6 protein-coding genes are annotated in these 20830 nt (G+C 66.0%); all 6 read right to left on the bottom strand.

Features of this window, described 5'->3' with window-relative positions:
- Positions 1–61: 61 nt before the first annotated feature.
- A complete protein-coding gene (locus ACIA5H_RS30145; protein WP_397078952.1) occupies positions 62–6466 on the bottom strand; it encodes a neuraminidase-like domain-containing protein in 6405 nt (2134 codons plus the stop codon).
- Positions 6467–6487: 21 nt separating this feature from the next.
- Positions 6488–14491 carry a SpvB/TcaC N-terminal domain-containing protein gene (locus tag ACIA5H_RS30140; RefSeq protein WP_397078950.1) on the bottom strand — a complete coding sequence of 2668 codons (8004 nt, stop codon included), beginning with the start codon at positions 14489–14491 and terminating at the stop codon, positions 6488–6490.
- Between the two features lie 461 nt (positions 14492–14952).
- Positions 14953–15402 carry a hypothetical protein gene (locus tag ACIA5H_RS30135; RefSeq protein ID WP_397078948.1) on the bottom strand — a complete coding sequence of 150 codons (450 nt, stop codon included), beginning with the start codon at positions 15400–15402 and terminating at the stop codon, positions 14953–14955.
- Position 15403: 1 nt separating this feature from the next.
- The gene (locus ACIA5H_RS30130; protein ID WP_397078946.1) at positions 15404–17587 is read right to left on the bottom strand and encodes a site-specific integrase; all 2184 of its coding nucleotides are present in this window, start codon (positions 17585–17587) and stop codon (positions 15404–15406) included.
- Entirely contained in the window at positions 17584–19347 is a 1764-nt protein-coding gene (locus ACIA5H_RS30125; protein ID WP_397078944.1) for a hypothetical protein, read from the bottom strand. The genes ACIA5H_RS30130 and ACIA5H_RS30125 overlap by 4 nt, the downstream gene beginning before the upstream one ends.
- Entirely contained in the window at positions 19347–20810 is a 1464-nt protein-coding gene (locus tag ACIA5H_RS30120; RefSeq protein ID WP_397078942.1) for a tyrosine-type recombinase/integrase, read from the bottom strand. Before ACIA5H_RS30120 ends, ACIA5H_RS30125 begins: the two co-directional genes overlap by 1 nt.
- Between the last annotated feature and the right edge of the window lie 20 nt (positions 20811–20830).

The following is a 20830-nucleotide window of genomic DNA, read 5'->3' as shown; positions in this document are numbered from 1 at the left end:
GGATGGCGGCGGCGTCCTTGGCCAGATGGAAGCTGCGGGCGGGATCGATGGTCATCGCTTGCTACCTTTCGAAAACTCGCAGTGCGTTTACATCGACGCGGGCCTTGCCGATCCCGGCGCCGGCTACCACCGTGATCTTCGTGTTGTCGGTCGCCAGGCCGGCCTTGTCCAATGCGTCGTGATCGACGAGCACGACGCGGTCCGGTGCCAGGTCCGCGATACCAGGGGACTGGTGCGCGTCGACGACGACGTGACGGACACCGCCGTCGATCATCACGTCGCGGATGCCTCCGTCGTCCACGACGTCCCCGACCCCGCCGACGACGACGGGGATGTCGCCATCGTCGCGAAGGTCGTTGAGGTTGAACTTCTTCACTGCATCGTTGCCGCCGGTGTGCGGGGTCACCACGGTTAGGTCGAGCCCGCCACGCGAGCCGAGCACGGTGTCGTCGAACAGCACCGCAACGTCGGGGGAGGTGATGATGTCGGGTCGGCGCGCGGTGGTCAGTTCCGGCCAGGGGTCCAGCAGCGGGTTGCCCGGATTGATCTTGTCCGGCACGCGTAACTCTTCGACAGGGATGAACGGCACCACGGTCCGGTCGTGGATGTCGCTGGGCGCGAACGAGACCCCCGGGTCGGGGTCGGGCACGATCCATTCCTCCCACGACTCGGTGGTGGTCTCCAACAGTGAGGGTTCGACGAAGAACGTCCGGCTGGCGTCCTGGAAGAAGAACGCACTCACCAGCGATCCGATGCCGCCGGTACCGATCGCGATCCCGTTGGCAGACGGCAGCACGCTGAACGGACCGCATTTTGCGAGAATGCCCAACGTGGACTTCGTCGGGGTCTCCGCGCTGCCGTTCACGCTGGTGAACTTTTGGGTGAACCCTACCGTCAGTGACCCCGACCCGCGATAGCGGTTGATCTCCGCGGTCCCCGCGTTGTACGGGGTCGGCGGCCGCTGGCCGGGCGTTCCCCGTTCCACCGGACTGTTACGTCCGCGCAGTAGGAAGGTCTGGGTCATGGCGCCAGTGAGGTGGATCTGTACACCGGCTTCCTCGCCCTCATCCTGATTCCACAGCGTGGCGTGCACGAACACATCAGCCGGATCGAACACCGAGTTCGTGAACCGGGCTGGCACCCGCCCGAAGCCGCCGGACGTGGTGGGCGACCACTTGCCGCGAACGTACTCGCTCCAGTGCAGCTGCACGTCGACGCGGCGCCCGACACCCTTCTTGCCGACCTCGCCTTGTACGTCGTCGACCGTCGCCTGCGCCAGCGGCGTCGGCTTCTTGCTCTTGGCGCCCGACCCTCCTAGCTGGAACGTCGCATCGATGGCAAGCTCGGCGGCGCCCAGCGGCTGACGGACGATCATCGTGAGGTCCGACCGATCGGCCTGGGGGTTGGAGTCGGAGGCATCGGACTTTTGCAGGAACGTCACCCAGAACACGTGCAGGCGGTCGCGCCACACGACCGGCACGATGTGATCGCCCTCGATGTCGATGCCCATAGGTTCCCACGGGGTCCACATCCCGTGCTGCAGGCGGCGGTAGAAGTACTGGTGCGGCAGGCCGTGCGTGCGTGCGATTACGTGCAATGTGGTGGAGCCCGGGTCGAGAAAATCCTGTTCTGTGTAGAAGCCGACTACGTCGAGGCGGGCGATCTCGTCGAGCTTGCGCAAATAGACCAGGAACGCGTCCTCGACCACGTCCGCGGAGACGTCGCTCTGCAGGAGCGTGCCCTCGAGTTCGCTGAACAGGTGCGACTTGTCGTCGCGGAACTCCGGCTCCAGCCAATTCTCGGGATAGAGGAAGATCTTGCGGTTGGCCTCCCAGACCCGGTATCGCTTCATCCATTCCCAGTGGTCGGCGTTGATCGCCGACGAGTGCACGCGCGGCTCGATGTTGAGCAGGCATCGCTGCACAAACAGCTGCAGCGACGATATCGCCTGCCGGATGCGCGTGGTGCGCAGCACCGGCTCGGAACCTGGGTCGATGAGCAACAACTGGTAGAGCTCGTCCACCGAGGTAAGCCCGGTGGTGTGCAGCACGGTGGCCACCAGCGCGTCGCGCTGGCGCTGGCGCAGTCGGTCGGAGATCGGTTTGGCGACCTGTCGCCAGCGGGCGGGTCCCAGATGGGCGCGGACGGCGTCCTTGACCTCACGGGCAATGCGGCGGCGGTCGTCGACCGTGGTGGCCGGGTCGACGACCTTGCACCACCCGGCCACGGTGGCGGCGTCGACACCGAGCCGCTCGATCAACGCCAGCACCGTCCATGCCCGGCGGACCCCGTCGAGTGTGCCGAGATCGGCGGCCGAGAGCCCGAGCCCTTTGACAGTCTCCCGGACCTGTTCGGGACGTCGCTTCGTGACGGCTGCCAACGCGTCGCTCGCGGCGTTGAGCGGATCGGCGCCGCCCCGCGCAGCGGACAGCACGTCGACCAGCCCTTCCGAACCCGCCGCGATCTCCTTGCGTAGCGCGACATAGCCGATCAGGCGCAGCAGTGCACCGAAGCGGTCGGTGGTGTCGTCGTCGGGTTCGACAGGCAGCGCGTCGAGACCGAACTCGCCGCACTCACGCGCGCTGAGGTCGAAACGATCGACAAGCATCAGCGCCTTGGTTAGCAGCAAGTGCGCCTTTCCAACCCGCTGAGGATCGGGGCCAGCGCCAGCGAGTGCGAGAAACGCCTCGACGAGTCGCGTGCCAGCAGGTCCCGACGGATCACCAAGGGCATCGTCGCTGTTCAGCAGGGCGGCGGTCACGCCCGCCCGCGGGCCCATCGCCGCGGCGACCAGGGAAGCGGCGACCTCGGCCGGTGTAGGTGGCGTCGGGGGTTCGGCGCCGGCAGCGGGCTCCGCGTCCGCGCGGGCGGCCTTCAGTCGCGCCAGCGACTCGGTCAGTTTGGCCGCGATCCCGTCGAGCAGCGCGGTCGTGGTGTCGGCATCGGGCCGCAGATCGTTGACCGGATCGACCCGGTGAGCGAGCAGGTAGTCCAGTTCGGCGGTCGTCAGCCCCGCCTTGGCGATCGTGATCGCGGCCTTGACGAAGGGCAACGTCGACCGCTGCGGATGGTCGTCGGCCTTGGCCGCGATCGGCCCGGCGGCCAGCGGTTCGAAAGGATGCAGCCCACTCAGACGCTCGATCGCCAGGACGTCGCTGACGGTGGCGTCGAGGGAATCGGCGAGAAACACGTACCGATGCACGTCGGAGACCGATTCGAGCGAAAGCTTCAACGTCGACCAGGCCTCGCCGGAGCGGTTCACGATCGCCTGCAGGTCCCCGGCGCGCACGCCCAGCGCGCCGCACAGCGTGGCGGCGTGAGCGCTTGCCAGCGGTGCGGCACCGACGGCGTCTTCGGACAGCACATCGCCCAGTGGTGCGGCAAAGGACGGGTCGCGTTGCCCGGGTGCCCGCTGTCCGAACAACTCTGTGTACAGCGACGAGGCGCCGTGCGTGCCGATCGTGCTCCACGCCGAGACCCAGCGCCGCCGCGCCGACTCGCCGGTGTCGAGCAGGGTGCTCAGCTCGGTGACATGGGCGAGGTAGATCAGGGCTGTGCGCATCGGCGCACCGAACAACCCCGTGCCCACGGTCCCACCGGGGACGAACACACGAAGCGCCTCGTCGAGGTCGGCGGTGGACCAGCCGGTCGCGCGCTGCAGCCGGACGAAAAGGTCGAGTTTCACCACGATTTCAGGGAGACGTTCGTTGTCGAGGGCCTCGCCGGTGGCCGCGGATCCCAACAGAGTGCGGTCGAAATCGCAGGAGCCGTCGGGGTCGAGCAGCACGACAACGTCGGCGAGTGTGTCGTCGTCAACGGCGCGAAGCCATGCCTCGGCGGTTCGATCGCCGGTGAGGCCATAGGTCGTCGTGACTGTGGTCAGCCGTTGCTGTACGGACTGCACCTGAAGCCATGTCTCGTGTTCGCTGGGGTCGGTTGGCTCCGGGGCCGCGATCATCGGCTCGTTGGCGCGCCACAGTATCGCGTCGGCGACGCTGACGCCGGCCGTGCTGAGCACACCGAGCTCATCGAGGGCCGGGTTGATGAAATGCGTGCCGAGGAGGTCGGCCAGCTCCTGGTAGCTCACGCCGAGACGACCGGCGAGTTGCTTTGCGCGTTGCAGGTTTTCGACGGCGACAGCCTTTTGGTCGTCCTCGACGCCGAAGCCGAGGCGCGTCCACCAATCCGTCAGCGGGTCGTCGTCGGTGAGGACGTCGGAGGCCACCCGGGTCAGGCCGAGCCGTTCGATCGCGGCCGCGTACCGGTCGTCGGCGGCATCGGCGAATACCGGGAACAGCCCCACCAGCGATGAGAGTGGTTCGCCGAACCAGCCCAGGAACTCCCGGACGGTCTCGTGCCATAGATCGAAAGGCAGTACCGAGGGGAATGTGGCCTTGCGCAGCTGTGCGTACGCCTTGTCGACGACGAACTCCGGCTCGGCCATCACGTCCTCGGAGTCCACCGCGCCGCTGTCGCGAACGGCGTTGGGGGAAAGGGTCTCCGCCACCACGAGGTACTCCAGGATCTCGTTGACGATGTCGATGACGGGCAGTTCAGTGTTGGTGTTCTCGCAGCTGAGTTGAAGATGGGCCAGGTCGGGCCTGCGGGCGATGAGTTCCTCGTAGGGGCTGCCGTACGGGTAGGCCTCGCCGTTGTGGTGATTCGCCCAGTTCGCCTTGAAGCCCTCCCAAGCCAGCGGATCGGGGTCGAGGAACTTCAGCACATCCACCACGTAAGCGGCGGGACCGAGCACCGAGCGGCAATGATCGCAGTCGCAGTAGTCCATCGAACCGAACAGCGACTCCATCGTCGGTGTCACAGGCAGGACACGCTTGATGTTGTCGACCGCCTGCTGTCGCTGCTCGGCGGTGCCCGACACGGGCGCGATCGCGGGCGCATCGGCCGCCTGCTTGGCCATCGAATAGGAGCTGTAGAGGACAGCCTGCACCTGTTCGGACTTGCGAAACACCAGGCGGGCTTCCCGATCGGAGGGGAACAGTGACCCGTACCGGTCGATGAAGATGGGCTCAGTCAGCGCCGCGATGTCATACGCCGACGTAAGCTTGTGATCGAGCAGCACCTTCATCGCCTCATTGCTCGGCGACAGTTGGTAAGCGCGCTGCAGGGTGGCCAGCGCCGACTCGATGGGAGCGCGGCGAGCATCGGGGACGCCGTCGAATACGTCGGGATGCTCCGCGAGGAACGTCTTCATGTTGGTCGCACCAAGTTGCAGACCTTGCTCACCCGCCCGGATCAGCACCTTGGCGAGCCTGTCGTCGGCCTCGGCATCGCCGACAGGAGCGATATCAGCGCGTTGCACCATCGCGGCCACCACGTGCGTGGGATACGCGACGCGAACCCGTCTCGCCAGTTCGGAAGAGTAGGCGCTGACAGGATCATCGTCGTCTTTGAAAGCGGCAGGAACGACATCGACACCACCGAGTGCGGTCAGTGCCATCGACCACTTGCCGGGGGCATCCCAGCCGGCGGCGGTCAGGCCCTCGCCGAAGCTGACCTCGTCATCGAGGTCAGCCTTCACCTGGGCCATCAACGAGACATTATTCGTCGTGAGAAAGGCAAGTCGCGCTTGACGTTTCAGCGATGCTATCTGGTCGTCGCCGAGTCCCGCGTTGGCGGCCCGGGCCCACAGAGGCTGATCGGTCGAGGTATCGAGGACCACCTTCTCAAAGCGTTGCCGCGGCGAGTTGTCTCCGCCCTGAGTCGACAGCTCGGACGCGTCGAGCAACTCCTGCAGCGTCGACACCCCCCCGCCGGGCCGGGACGCCAGCCGTTGCGCAGTCGCGAACGCCTCGAACGCTGCCACTTGCCGGTCGCGCCCGGCGGCGTCCAGCGATATCACTCCCGCCTCCGCGGACTTATCGAGTGCCGCCCGCACGGTCGCCGCAGGCACCCGGGCCAGCAGGTCGCGGTCGGACGGCAGCCCGCTGCGCAGCAGCCCGTAAATCGCTTCCTCGGACATGCCGATCGCCGGTTGCCCGTCAGTCGCGGCGCTTAGCCGAGCCGAGTAGACCGACAGCGCGAGAAGTCTTGCATCCCAGCCCGTCTCACGTTGAATCACGCTGAGGTCGCGACGCGCCGAGTTCTCGGTGGCCTCGGCCAGTGGAAGGCCGCCCAGCGCCGGTGTCACCGCGCCGGTCAGCCGGGTGAACTCACTGGCCAGGTCAGCGTGCGACTCGGGAAGTACCAAGCGCATTGCCGACGGGTCCTGCGCGGTAGTCAGCGGGGTGAGCACCACGTCCCCGACGCCGTCCTGGTGGATCCGGGCGACCAGGATTGCGCCCGGGTCCACCGCGATGTCCTCCGAGGTGAACTGCCCGGACTCATTGGTCTCCAGCGTCGCGACTACTTCTGGACCGCCGCCTACACGCTCCCGAAGGAGTTGGAACGTCACACCTTTGGCTGGCAACCCGTTGGCAACGCGGATCTGTCCTGCGAACTCAGCCATTGTCTCGTCCTTGCGATTGGATCAATCCGGATGTGTGAATCTTTGCCAGGTGTTGTTGAGGACGTCGTTCTGTTTTACGGTCGTCTTCACGACAGCCAGCTCCGGCTCCAGCCCTTGTTCGACAAGAACCCGATTGGCGGATGGCCATTTGTAGCCGAGCACACTGTGGGTTACGTCTGGGTTGTAGCCCTTTTCGAAGAACTCGGTGGCGTCTCCCAAAGAGAATTGAGCGATCCCGGACGTGGGGTGGGTGTGCAACGTCGATGTCACGTTTGGACCAATTTCAATCCGCGTGCTGGTTGCATCACCCCACCAGATTTTGGCATCGCCCCCCGCCATTTGAGATATCGATACCTCCTGTTTGACCGAAACGCTGTCCAAGAACCGTGCGGTCTCCGCTTCAGTTGCCGCGATAGTTTGTTGGCCGGTCACGCGAACTCCAGTGAACCCGCCCGACGAAACTCTGCCGACCGGTGGCTTGCTCAGCGCTCCCGCGGCGCCCTTTGCCAGGTTTACGCCACCCTCAACGGTCAGGAAGATCTGTGGTCCGTCGGTAGCGATATCGGTGATGGCGCTGGCGACCTTGGCATTGGCGCCCTGTTCGTGTGCATGCGACTTGAGCATCCCCCCAAGCCCGACAAACTCGGGCCGGTAGTAGGCCACGTCGCCGAGCGCATTGCCGACGGTCTTCAGTTGGCCGTGAAATCCCTTGACTATGCCAACAGCCATCTCGACGGATGCCTTCTGTCGCCGATCGATAGCCGCGTTGAGCTTCTGCTTGGCGCCCTGTTCATTAAGGTGGGTTGCGGCGTAAGCGATATCACCGTAGTCATTGCCGGCCTGCTTGCCCATCTCACTGGCGCCCTGGATCATTCCTTCGCCGCGTTTGGCCATGTTGTTCAGAACGGCGGCGGCAATGGGGCGGGCTTCCGGTTTGAACGCGTTGTCGACGGCCTCGAACACCGCGTCGCCGGGTTTGACCGCCGCGACGGCGCGGTTGGCGCCCTCGTTGACGAAACTTTTCGTCTTGTCCCATAGTCCGCGCCCCGTGACGTCGACGTGGCGCACCGGGTTGTTCGCGACGTATTCGTAGAGATTCGTGGAATCCGTTGTGCCCGAGGGGTCGCAACTGATCCACCGACACAGCCACGACGCGTAGTAGCGCACGCCCATGGCGTCGAACCCGGTTTCCTCGTCACGCTCGTGGCCGGTGTAGCGGTAACGTTTCGGTGTCTCGGTCTGGCTGCGGACCGCCTGGTAGGTGGCGGCGCCGAATGGCGCGTATTCCTCGTAGCTGATGATCCGGCCGATCTCGTCGAGCTCCACGTGAGACGACGAAAGGTGATCTGCGAGCTGGAATCGCATGAGCTGTGCCGGAGCGGGATCGTCGCCGGCCGTGTCCACTGTGCGCGATTCGATGAGCGCGACTCGATTGGTGCCGTCGCGGACATGGATGGTCTCGCGCTCTAGCATGGCGGCGCCCTGCCGTCTACGGAAGATGTCGACGTCGCCGAGATCGATGCGTTCTTCGGTGAGAGTGACCGATTTCTCGCGGATTGTTCGGATCCGGTGTCCGCCCGCGTCGTAGACGTAGTACGTGGTGCCGCCGCCGCCGTGATCCACGCGCACCAGTTGGTCGAGATGGTTCCAGTGCATGTTCGGCACCGGGTTGCCGTCACCGAGGTGTGTCATCCGGATGACGTTGCCGTGCTCGTCGTACTCCAACGGCTCGGCCGGCGCGTGGGCGACGAAGCTGACGGTGAGCCGGTTGCCGTGCTTGCGCAGACCGGGTGCACCGCCCTCGAGTGTGCTGACCGCTTCGCATTCGAAGGTCCGCGTCCAGCTGAACGCGGCTTCGCTGGAGATGTGGTGCAGCTCGGTCAGATTGCCGGCGCGGTCGTAGGAGTAGTGCTCCATATAGGTGCCCATGGCGGTGCCGTCGTCGGTGCCCCACGCGATGCCGATCTTGCCGGGATCTTCCGCTCGCGACGGCGCGTCGGCGGCCTGCCCGAGGTGTTCGCGGCCGGTCGCTGAAACCAGTTGATACGTAGCGTCGTAGATGTAGGTGGTGCTCGGCTCGACGCGGCGGTTGGCGAAGAAGATCCGCTGTTGCGCCCCGTCGGTGATGCGGGTCGGGTTCCCGGCGGCGTCATAGGTGAAAGTGATGTCTTGGAGCCCGCACCCCGGCCAGTCCGCAGGAGGCGGTTGGATGCAGTCGTCGGGAAACGCGGCCTTGTCGCGGCGGGTCCTGACCCGCATCAGTTGGAAGGTCAGCGGGTCGTACTCGAGGTCGGTGGCGGTGCCGTTGCCACGCTCGACGCGCAGGCGTTGCCCCTTCGCGTCGTAATCGATGTTGGTGATCACCGGTGTCCACTGCGTCTGCCCTGCGGCCAAGGCGCTCTGCACATTCACGTCAACGCGTTCCAGCAGATTGGCGGAGTTGTAGCTGTTGCGGATCACCGAGGCCGCCGATGCCGGGCCATGTGGGGTGACCAGTTCGCGCGGCCGGTTCAGCGCGTCATAGGTGCTGTGACTGGTGTATGCGGTGTCCTCGAGACGTTGTGCGAGCGCGCTGTCGAGCGCCGCGAGATCCAGGAGCGCTTTCGGATCCACAGGCAGCTGGGCATCGATAAACATCCAGTCGACGTCACCGCGGTAGCGGGTCCCGCTGGTCAACCGGCGGACCGCGCCGAGGGGGTTGCCCTTGAAGTCGTGGCCGGCGTTGGTCAGCGCACCGGCCTGGTCGAGATGTAGGTAGACGGTGCCGCGTAGGTTGTGCAGCGCGCCGTCGGGGTGCTGCTCGCCGTAGATAACTCTCTCCGTGAGTATCTCGTGGTCCGGGTCAGCGGCGTCAGTGCCCGCGACGAATTCGTGGGTGGGTCGGCGCAGCGCATCGTGGGAGGTGCGGTGTTGGTGTCCCCGGCTGTCCCATCGGCGGATGACCTTGCCGGTGACGTCGAGCAGCGTCCAGCGGGTGCCTGCGTCGATGCTCTGTTCCCGGACCGGGTGTCCGAGCAGGTCGTAGGTGGTGCGGGTGATCTGTCGGCCACGCGGGTCTGTTGTCGGGTTGCCGGCCGAGTCCCAGGCGTCGGTGACGCCGTCGCGTACCGACAGTTTGTTGCCGTCGATGTCGAGTTCGATTCGGTGCTCGATGGTTTCGTTGCTGCCGTCGAGCGGGTGCGCCGGGTCGGTGACGCGATTGTGCAACACATGCAGGATCGGCCGTCCCAGTGGATCGACGTGCACCACGGTCGGTGTGTCGGCATGTGCGGCGGTCTGTTCGGCGGCGTCGCGCGCGAACGGACCGAGTGCGCCGCTGATCCGCTGTTGGTACCACGTCTGCCATGGATTGGCCGGTTCGGTGTCGATCGCGTCGATGTAGCGTTTGACGAGCGCGCCGACGTCGATGTCGGTACGTGGATCGCCGGTCTGTCCGTTGCGGGGTGCCGATGTGTCGTTGACGTCGAAAGTCGCTGTGCGCCAGGGGCCGACAACCACCTTTGTATAGCTGTTGTTCGGGTTGAGCGCCGCGACCACGCGCTGGGGTGGATCGTAGAACAGCACTGGGCTGACCCCGTGCAGCCGCCCGAACTCGAACTGATGGCCCTTGTCGAGCCGGCTGAAGAACGGTTCGTACTGTCGGACGGGGTTTCCCTTGTTGTTGAAGATGGTCCAGCCACTGCCGACCCACCGGGGGCCGATGATCGGTCCTCCGGCGACCACCGGGCCCGGCTCGGCCTGGATCTTCTTCTGGATGACGCGCCCGAAGCCGTCGGAGTAAGCGAATGACATCTGGATGCGCAGCGATTCGCCGTCGAGGGGCTGGCTGAGGTGAGTCTCGCGGGCCAGCGTCACGGTGTAGACGGGCTGCCACACATCGGGGTTGTCGGGAGCGGCGGCCCGCGAGGCACGAAAACGGTTGAGGTCATACAGAATCCGCGTGGTCGCACCGCCGAGCAGGTCCGGTGCCAACTCGTGGGGATCGGCGGCGGAGTGGAACGCGTCGAGTTCGTCCTGGCCGACGTCGGCGACGAAGTCGGTGAGCTCGTCGCCTTCGGCGGTGGCCGGTGGCGGCTTGCCCATGGTTGCCGTGCCGACCACCATGCCGAGCACGTCGAACGCGACGGCGGCGCGGTTGCCGTTAGCGTTGCTCAGTTGTTGCGGTTGCAGCAGTCTGTAGTCGTATGAGTCGACCGTGGCTGAGTTGCCGACGGGGTCGGTCGTCTGCACGACGAGCAGATCGTGAGCGTCGTAGCGCACCACCGTGTCGTGACCGAACGAGTCGCGGTATCGCCGCGGCATGAAGAAGTGTTGGACGGCCTCACCGAATTCGGCGCTAGCGGCCGCATCGGCATCCGCAGCGAGGAACACGACGCCGCTGGGTATCCACCAGTCGGCGTCGGCCTCTTCGGTCGGGAAGCCGTGCAGGGCCTTGAGGGTGGCGCCGGACAGATAGCCGCCGCCATCGCCTCCAGTTGCCGCGAAAACGGGATCGTCGTGCAATACCAGCTGTGTCGTGTTGCGCCGATATGCCGCGTCGATCAGGCCAGCGGTGAACGCGAGCGTGTAGGTCTGTCCGGTGAGCCCGCGGGGATCGAGCTGACCGAGAGGCAGAAGCGACGACAGGTCGTCGGCGCGGAATACGGTGCAACTGCGTTCGATGAGTCGGCGCTGCATCCCAGGTGGCGTGGGCTGCTCGTAGCGAAGCGGCGCTGTCGATTTCGAACGAACCCGTCGAGGGTTGTCGGGATCCGGTTCGACGAGGTCGCTCGCCTGGAAGCGGCCGTCGGGTCCGGTCGTGTCGTAGCCGGTCAGCTCGTAGGTCGCGGTCTGCCAGGAAAGCGGCAGCCGGAGATCGTCGGGGTGAGAGGCGATGTCGTCGATCGCGTTGGTCAACGTCGTCTCGGTGTAGGTCATGAGTGGTCGTGATTGGACGCTCTGTTCGGTGGCCGCGAGCGCGGCGAGTCCCGGATTCGTGACATCGATGCGCTGGCCACCGGCGCTGAGCACGCGGATCGTCGGTCGACGCGGGTAGGCGATGTCGGCCCGCTTGAGGACCGTGGCGTACTGGTCCACTTCTAGGGTGATGCCGTGGCTGACACGGGGATCAGCAGCGTCACGTTCGTAGTTGGCGGTCAGCGTCTGGCTCATGTAGCTGAGGTACACACCGTGCCGGTTGCCGCCGCGGCGCTGCAGCCGCCTCACCTCGTAGCAGTGCTCGGTCACCACATAGGGAATCGCGTCCTTGGCGGATCCGTCGCGGCCGAACACCTCTTGGCGCAATACCAGTCCCTTGAGTGACCGGCACAGCTCACGGCGGTCGATGTCGTCGATAGGGTCGGGCACGACGTTCGCTGGCAACCGCCGGGCCACGGCCTCTTCGTGGCGCAGCCCAGGTTCGCAGAACGCGTCGCGCCAGTCGGGGGCCCGCATGGAACCTGTGTGGTACCACGTCTTGGTGTGCACCGGTGCCAGCCGCAGCGAGTCCGCGACCACGTCGGCGGCGGGATTGTCGATCTCCTCGGTGTCCCACTGCTCGACGAGGCCGAATCCGCGGAACTCGCGTTCGTCGCCGTCGAAAAACCCGTCGTGGTAGGCGTATCGCGCGGTGTAGGAGGTGCGGCTGACCAGGTCACGGGTCACCACCCGCTCCACGACGTGCACCGGAAAGGGAAGCCGGGTCCGCCACGGCCTGCCCTCGCGCCGATCGACCAGCGAAAAGTGGGTCGAGGGAAGGTAGTACACCTCCGTGTCGGTGCCGAGGTTGTTGCTCGCGCCGACCAACAGGTGAGGTTTGGTGGCACCCATGAGGTTCACGTACGTGAGAGGTCGCCGGTCACGCCCCGGCCGCGATGACGACCACACCAGGCACGCAGTGCCGTTACCGAGCAGATCGGTGACCTCCACCGAGGTGAGGATGTCCACCTGGGGTGCGACGGTGAGCATTTGGGGCTCGCTCCACGCATTTCCGCACAGGTTGAAGTACAGGCGAACACCGTCGCGGTGCAGGTAGATGATGTCGGTAGTTCCGCTGCCGTCGATGTCGGCCAGGCGCAGCCGTGCCGGATCGAACGCGTCCGGATTGTCGAACTGCGGGCAGTGGTCCATGGTGACTTTAGCGCCGAAGCGACCGTGTCCCACGTTCGGCCAGTAGCAGACCTCGCCGTTGCATATCCGGACGAGGTCGGTCAGTCCATCGCCGGACAGATCGGCGAGCACCATCGCTTCGGCGCTTCCCCCGGCCACCGCTCGTGGACCCCGCTCGTCATCGAGTGCTGCCGCGACGCGTCGGCGTGCGCCGAAGCCGTCCTCGCCGAGCGACGGGTGCCACGCCCACGCGTCGTCCTCGGCGATCAGGACATCGGCGTGCCCGTCGCCGTCGAGGTCGACGAACGTGACTTCCCTGGAGTTCAGATCGAAGTCAAGTCCAGAAGTGAAGGGACGGAACGGATTCCATCCCTCGCCCTCGTCGTGTTCGAAAAACCCCGGGGTGGGCGCCGCGAGCATCACCAGGTCGGGTTGACCGTCACCGGCGAGGTCCATGAAATGCGCCTTGTCAGCGGTCAGGGTGGCGGAGGGACGCATCGTGACGAGCTCGGTGGGCGAGAACAGAACGTCGTTGCCCGCAGCGGGGCTGACGTTGCGGGTGTAGAACCACGCATCCCCTTGTTCGGTGAGGATGCCGGGGATCCCGTCCCCGTGCAGGTCGATCCATCGATAGACGGTGCCGTCGACGCCGATCGGCAGGTGCTCGAGGTTGCGTGGATCAACCTCCTCGACACGTTGGTGGATCTCCGGCACGGAGTAGGTGAACTCCACCGGTGGCAGGCTGCGCGTGTCGTAGGTGCCGTCGTCATTGCGGCAGTAGCCGGTCTGGGTGACCCTGGCGAGGGTGCTGTAGGCGGCCACGCCGCTGGCTTGTTGCGTGACCGGCTCGGTGTAGGTGAGTTCGGTGGAGCGGACCACACCGTCGTAACCCGCTGTCCCGTCGACCTGATCGGGTATGTGGTGGAACATCAAGATCCGACGGCAACGCCGGTTTGTGCGGCATTCGAACCCGGCGCGGTAAGTGGAAAACGGATCCAGGCGTACGCCCCAGATGGCCTGCTCGTCGGGCCGCGGATCGGCGACGTCGTGCTCGCCGTAGTCGAACACGACCTCGAACATCCACTCGATCCCCTGCCGCACCGCGGGCGGCAGATCGGTGAACAGTCGGGGCCGTGAACCGTCGGCGGCCAGCACTGGGTGCCTGTTGCCGTACCGAATGCGCTTGACGTAACGGTTGACAGCGCGGGCGCGGTCGTCGCGGACTCCGCGATTGCGCTGGCTCGGCAAGGTGAGGTCGACCTTGTCGCCGTTCTCCGCTTTGTACTCGTAGACGATGGCATTGCCGCGGTCGTCTCGCGATTCCGAAATCAGCCAGGAGAAGACCCGATTGGGGTCGTCCGGATGACTGATGCGCGACGCTGCGTCGGCGCCATAGACGGTGAGGGTGTTCTCCCGTGAGAGTGCCCGCCAGTGCACGGTGCCATCGGCGCGGTTCGTCCACCGCTCGACCCGCGCGAACAGGCCTTCGATTCGGGGGCGGTAGCGGTCGATCACATAGCCTGGTGCGGTCTCGTCGTCGCGGCGGCGGGCTCCGTCCGGCTCCAAGGCGGGCACGAGATCCTCGGCGCCGGAGAAGATGAAGACGTCGGATTCTGTCGCGTCGTCGTAGAGCGGAACACCCTTGTCGGTCCGTCGTGTGATCGAGGGGAGCCCCAGGCTCCACCCGAGCCCAAACGGGCCGTTACCCGAGCCCGAGTCGTAGGACAAGGAGAGGGTGGGACCGAATGCGCCGCGTCCGGGCGAGGTCCACACGGGCACGGTCATCGCGCCCGTGCCGGTGACCGGGTTGGCAGTGAACTTCTCGCCGATCCCGCGGATCGCGCCTCCGCCTCGCGGTAAGGAGAGGTTCGGTGCCACCACCGCCGCGCTGTTCCCGTCGGCGTGATCGGCCCTACCCGTCGACCTTAGCTCGCTCATCCGGCGTAGCCGCCGCGCGTAAGTACATTGCCCGACCCGGCGTCACAATCGGCCAAGACCAAGGTCCACCGAGCCGACCAAGATACAGCCGGTTGCCCGGCAAGGAATTCGGGCCGGGCATGGCTAAGACTGCCGACAATGCGTGCGCACATCGGCGAGCCCGACGTCGGACGCCCAGGCGAACTGGTAAATGCCACCCCCCAAGCTCTGCAAGCCGCAATGCGTTGCATGCAGGCAGTATCGCACCGTGGACCAACTTCGTGTGAGCAATTGTCCACGTGTCTGATCGCTGGCAGTGGGAGTTCAACGAGTTCACGCGGCAGCTCACCGCTACCACTCAGGCCACCGACTCGCTACCGAAAAAGCAGAACCGCACCTTGCAGCCGGAGTTTCACCAGGTCCTCACTCTGATGACGCTCTGCTGCCCAACCAACGTTGAGAGTAGCCACTACCGCTGCGGGTCAGGTCACCGGATGCTTGCGACCCGTCGGGATCCCACGGACGGTGCCACCGGACGCCAGCGCGGCACGCAGTCGAGTGATTTCGTCATACTGGGCTGCCAGTCGCGACACTGCCTGGACTCGGAACGCGGCCAGTTCGGCGTTGCGCTGCTCCTCGACGGTTACACGGTTCTCAAGGTGCTCGACCTGCGCCTTCAAACGCTCGATCTGATATTCGCGCGGATCGGAGATCACCCCGACAGTGCGCAGCCGCTCACGGCGCTGCTCGAACTCCTCCTTCAGGTGCAAATAGGTGCTGTAGAGCGCGGCGCGGGTGACGCCGCCGCTGGCGGCGAGGGTCTTGACGTCGCACTTGCCGCCAGGTGGGATCTCTCCGCGTAGCAGACGGTCCATCGCGGCCCGGATCGCGGCTTCCTTCTGTGCGCGGGTCTGTTCGCTGAGCCGCCCCACCTCAGTTCCCTTCCATAGCAGTGTCTGCCGGGGTGGCGGCGGTGTCGATGTCGGCCAGCACCCGGAGCCCGCGGTCGCGTTGTGCTTCCAGTCGTGCCCGCTCGGTCTTCTGGGCGCGGCCGAGGTTGCCCAGGAACACCGTCGTGTTCTTCACTGTGTGTTGCCATATCGGTCGGTGGCGGGGGTGGTGGGTGGCTTGTGGGCAGCGGGCTGAGTCGCACATGCCGATCAGTGGTCGGTCGGCGGTGGGTGTGCCGGCCAGGCGTAGGCATAGGGCTTTGGCGGGGTCGGTGAACCAGCAGTAGTTCGCTGCACCGAGGTGCAGGGTGTTGGCGCGTTTGGCCAGCATTCGGCGTAGTTCCTGGTCGTTGAGGATGATTTTCGGGGCGGTGCGTTGTTCGTCGGTGAGTTTGCCGTCGACGGTGTCGAAGAAGTCGATCAGCTCGCGGGCGTGCGGGCCCGAGGGCCGGATGCCGTGTTGGTAGTTGTCGATTTCGTCGAGGAGGAGTCCGAGGTTTCGTTTCTGTTCTTCGGCGCCGACCTCGGCGAGGAACTTCGCTTGGGCGCCGCCGGGGCGACCGGCGTAGCCCTCGGTGGTGACCACGCTGATGTGTTTGAGTGCGAGTTTGGCGGCCAAAAGTCCGCCTGGCCGGTAGGCCAGTTCGATCGCGAGCGTGCGGCGCAGCATCCGCAAGTCGATGTGTGTGTCCGGGATCGGTGCGAGTCCGAGGTGTCGGCCCGCGGGGGAGTTGACCCAGGTGCGGAAGGTTGCGTAGGTGTTCTTGAAGGATATGCGGCCGAACAGCGACGTTCCGGGTTCGGCGTCGACGTCCAGGAGTTGTTCGGCGAGCGTGATAGCACGGTGGACCTCGCCCAGGACCACCCATTCGTCGGGTTCGCCGCCGTAGCCCCGGTTCTTGATGATTTTCCCGGTCACCCGGTAGCGGGTGAGGCCGGGGGCTGTGTGTTCGGGCGGGAGACGGCAGCCTTTGGCCAATTCGGACAGTTCGCTCGCGCGCATTCCTGTGGTCGCGGCGATGACCAGGAGGCAGGCCGTGCGCAGGAGATCGGGCAGGACGCGGGCGTGGCGTTCGGACAGCGGCCGGGTCCACGGCACCCGTCCTTGTCCATCGGCGCGGGTGACGAGTGCCGCGTCGCGGCCGATCGGTTCCTCGATCCCCACCCGGGCGACGGCCTGTTCCAGGGCAGGGCGCAGGACCGGAAGCCATTCGTTGCGGAAATGACCGCATCCGGCTTCGGCCGCGACGTCACGCAGTGAAATCCCCCAGAGAGGGTCGGACTCGTCGACGACGTACTTCTTGACCGCCTCGACGCGCGAGGGAACCTGGTTGAACGGCCTGCCTTCGCTCACCCGCTTCTCAATGGAGCCCAGCAGTACATCCCAGCCCGGGCTACGTAGGTGGGGTAGCTGGTTGATCCGGTCGCGGTCGGTCTCGACATTGCGTATCAGCGGCACGACGTGGGGGCCGAGTGTGTCGATGAGGTAGAGCGCCGCGGCCAGCATCGGTTGCAGGATCTCGGTCGGTACTGGGGGTGTGCTGTTCTCGGCCGGTGTACTCAGCCCGGCGACCGCGCCAGGCGCCTTCCCCGCGAAAGGTCGGAAGCCCAGCCGGTAGCGGTCGGTGGTGAACAGGTCGCGGTATTGGGCCAGGCCGGTCACGACGTGGGCGGCGTTGTTGACCGCGCCGGGTCGTTCGACGATCGCGCCGTTCTTGTCGTGGCCGGTGCGGCGTTCGGCGATGTAGGAGTCGCAGAGGTGATCGTCGACCTGTGCGAGTGCGGTGATTCCGTTGTCGGTCAGCCAGTTCAGCCAGCGGATCAGCTCGTAGTGCCTGTTCACGCACGCCGAGACCGTGCGGGCGACCCGGAACGCGTCCGGGAGGTCCCGTACGGCTTGATGGGTGGGCACCATCAACGCTACCAGGTACTCCTTGGCCACGATGCGCCAGAGCGGGTTTCGGATCGCGGCGAGGTTCCAGCGCTTGTGCGAGGAGGCCAGGTAGGCGGCAAGGCCGGTGGCGGAGTTGAAGTCCCAGACGTCTTGGTCGAAGTTCGGTCCCGCGGCGCCCGGCGCGACGGCGATGCCGATCGGGCGGCACAGGTCCAGGCCCGCGAACGGAGACCTACCACCGGAGTGCTCGGTGGCGGTGACGGGTGCGGTCATGAGGTGGTGCGTTCCTCCGGGAGAAGGGGCAGTTCAGCGTCGGTGTCGGCGACCTCGCGAGCCGCTCGGACGAGCAGGGCGGGATCGCGGTCGCGGAAGGCGGCCGCGATGGTGTCGATGCGTTGGGCGTAGGGGCCGAAGACCGCCATGAACTGCGCGGACGGCATCTGCTGCCACTGGCGGGCGAAGAACGCCTGCATACGCAACAGGTTCACCACGTGCCGTGGGGTGAAGACCGCCAGCGGGCACAGCAGACACACCCACGGCCGTGCCGGGCACGGTTTCCCGACCGGCCCGTGCAAGCCGGACACCGGATCCGCGCACGCCGCGACGAACACGTCCCGGTTCGCGGTATCGACCAACTCGTCGATCGTGGCATCGGTCAGGCCCGCCGCCCGGATCACTTCAGGGAACCGGGCGGCGAATTCCGCGGTCGACTCGGTGCTCAGCACGATCGGCGGCGCGGCCTTGCGTAACAGGTCGGCCTGGCTGTTCTCGGTGATCGTCTCGACCGCGTCACGCTGCGCGGGGGTGGTCGCGGTGAGGTAGTTGTCGCCCTCGACCCCAGGTGTGTGGTTGGGATCCACGGCCGAGCGGGCGCTGCCGAACCAGGACCTGCGGTCCCGCAGCGACAGGAACGTCGTGCGGATACGGCGCCGGTCGATCCGCAACGGCGCGCCGTCATCGGCCAGCAACGACAGACCGGCCTCGTGCGCCGCCGGATGGCGGCATTGCACCCACCGGGCGAGCTGATTGAAGGTGAACCCCTCGGCGGTGACTCGGTTGTGGCGAGGCGAGTAGCGAGTCCACAGCTTCGCTCGGGTGTCCGGCGGGGCGAGGTCGCGGGTGAGCGTCGAGTGCTTGAGCCATTGTTCTAGCAGGCGCACGGATCGCCGGTTGAGGGTCACGCTCTCGGTGGTGGTGCGGCCCTTGAGATAGCCGAGCAGGATGGTGGCATCGCCGGCCCAGTCCAGATCGCCCATGCCGAGCGCATCGATGCCGTCCGGGACGATCCCTATGTAGGTGCCCAACAACAGGCGATACGACAACGCGACGTCGCTGTCGACGAACAGCGCCGCAATCACCCTGGGCAACAACGTGACACATCGCTTGCCCGCGCTGTACCCGTGTCGCTGGACGAACGTGGCCCACGTCATCGGGCCTTCTCGATCGATCAACCAGCACAGGTTGTCGAACGACCACCCGAACTCACGCGGATCGCGGCCACGCTCCACCGCGGCCCGCGCCGCCTGGTGGTCGGCGAACGCGGCGCGGATGATCGTCCGGCTCACCTGCCGGATCTGCTGCCACTCGTCGTTGCTGTAGGGCACGAATGGTCGCTTGTCGCGGCGACGTGTCGCGTTGAAGTGGCGGCCGTCGACCAGTGCCCGCACATCCGGGGCGAGCACGGAGGTCTGCTGGTCCAACGCGGCCAGCATCCGTCGGGTCTTGTACTCGCGGGCGTACCCGGCGCCCATCCAGTACTCCGCCAGCCTCGCCCGGGTCAGGTCCGCGGCGCCACCGACGTGACCGTGTTCGGCCAGCTCGTCCACGGACCGGCGGATCGCGGTGACATACTGCTGGAAGGTTTTCAGCTCGTCGACCGGTCCGTGCGGATGAACAATGTTGCACAGCCCGAGCAGCATCTCGCGGGCCAACCGCGGATTGCGGGTCTCACCGATGTAGACGGTCGCCGCCGAGCGCCGCGCGGTGGACACGAACTCGATACCCAAAGGGTCGTCGATCAGTTCCGCCGGCATCAGACGGCGTCCTCGAACTCGTCACTGAATTCGTCGTCGGCTTCGCGTTCGGCATCCGCGATCTCGGCGAGCCCGTATTCCTGGCCCGCTCGCTCGTAGGCTTCGCGGTAGATCCGGGTCATGTCCAACCGACGCAGGTACTTCTCCGTGGTCAACACCGAGGAGTGTCCGAGCAGATCCCGCAACACCATCAACGGGTCGGATTTGGACAGATACAACGCCAGCGCCGCATCGGCATCGGTGTCGCGCACCAGCTTCGCCGCCTGGGTGTAGTAGCCCTCGACCAGCATTTCGAGTGTCCGGATCGCGAACGAATGACGCAGCCGGTGCGGGTTGACCGTGGGAAACCGAGGCTCGAACCGCTGCCGGATGCGATCGGAGGCACGCTCGAAAACCGTTGCCCACGCCGTGAACGGGCCACCATCGCCACGCACCGCGACCAGCATCGACCCGCCATCCGGCGCGACCAGACGCAGCCTCTCGGCCGGGCGAAGCGCCGTCCACCGCACTCGCTTACCATTCACCCGGCCGCCCAGCGGGCCGACATCGGTGACCGACAACGGATCACCCGAGCGTGCCGGAGGCCGCCAGGTCGAACCCTCGACCGCGAGCGGACGAGCCAGGTCGAGATAGCGATGTACCTCGGCCAGCGCCTGATAGGTGATCCAGGTCGTGCGGAACTTTCGCCCCTTTGTCACTCCCGCCGGTACCCGGAACGGGATCGGCAACGCCGACGGATTCGGAGGCAGCGCAGGGATTTCCGGCACCAGTAGGTAGGTGAATTCCTGGCGACGTAACCCCGTCGCCAGACCCAGGCCACCGATCGCGGCGTTGCGGGCGAGTTCGCGACCGCGGTAGTGGGTGTCTTCCGCACCGTCGGGCGTCAAACCCGCCAAGGCCTTGAGGAACAGCGCCTCGAAATCCCGTTCCAGATACTTGATCGTCACATGCGCCTTCGGACGGCGTCGCACCGCCAGATTCTTACGGACCTCCCGAACCTGTTCTCCGTAAATGGTTTTGGCTTGCGTGTAGGTGAACGGCTCGGCCCGCGCGTGCCCCTCGGCGACCGCCCACCGGTAGAAAGCGGCAAGAACGCTGACATGCCGATCCCAGGTGGTCACTTCGAAGCGAGCATCGATCGGGCCGCACGCCCGGTGCACCGCGTACGCACTCAACGCGTCTTTGAGCGGACGCCTCTCATCGAACAGGTCCACGCCGAACTCGCCCAGGAACTCCATCCACGACCGCAACACCCGCGCATACGATTCCCACGACGACGGTGCCGGGCAACCACTCGACGGCAACTCGCGCAGCCACCGATTCACCACCGTCGCCGGCCGCGCACCGGAGGCATCCTCGAACACCAAATCGTCATCGACGAGGACAGGCATGCCGTTCGGGATGACCGGCCGCTGGACGTCCCAGGACTCCCACCCCGCAGACGAAAAGAAGATCAACTTCATGCCTCGTACATACATTCGAG

The organism is Nocardia sp. NPDC051900, from assembly GCF_044452545.1.
Taxonomy (GTDB): domain Bacteria; phylum Actinomycetota; class Actinomycetes; order Mycobacteriales; family Mycobacteriaceae; genus Nocardia; species Nocardia sichangensis.
Note: the sequence above shows the minus strand (reverse complement) of the source record. Positions and strands in the feature narration are given on the sequence as shown.

What these genes read in the sequence shown, in the direction of transcription:
- ACIA5H_RS30145 (WP_397078952.1), bottom strand. Translation starts at nt 6,466, where the DNA reads ATGGCTGAGTTCGCAGGACAGATCCGCGTTGCCAACGGGTTGCCAGCC.
- ACIA5H_RS30140 (WP_397078950.1), bottom strand. Translation starts at nt 14,491, where the DNA reads ATGAGCGAGCTAAGGTCGACGGGTAGGGCCGATCACGCCGACGGGAAC.
- ACIA5H_RS30130 (WP_397078946.1), bottom strand. Translation starts at nt 17,587, where the DNA reads ATGACCGCACCCGTCACCGCCACCGAGCACTCCGGTGGTAGGTCTCCG.
- ACIA5H_RS30125 (WP_397078944.1), bottom strand. Translation starts at nt 19,347, where the DNA reads ATGCCGGCGGAACTGATCGACGACCCTTTGGGTATCGAGTTCGTGTCC.
- ACIA5H_RS30120 (WP_397078942.1), bottom strand. Translation starts at nt 20,810, where the DNA reads ATGAAGTTGATCTTCTTTTCGTCTGCGGGGTGGGAGTCCTGGGACGTC.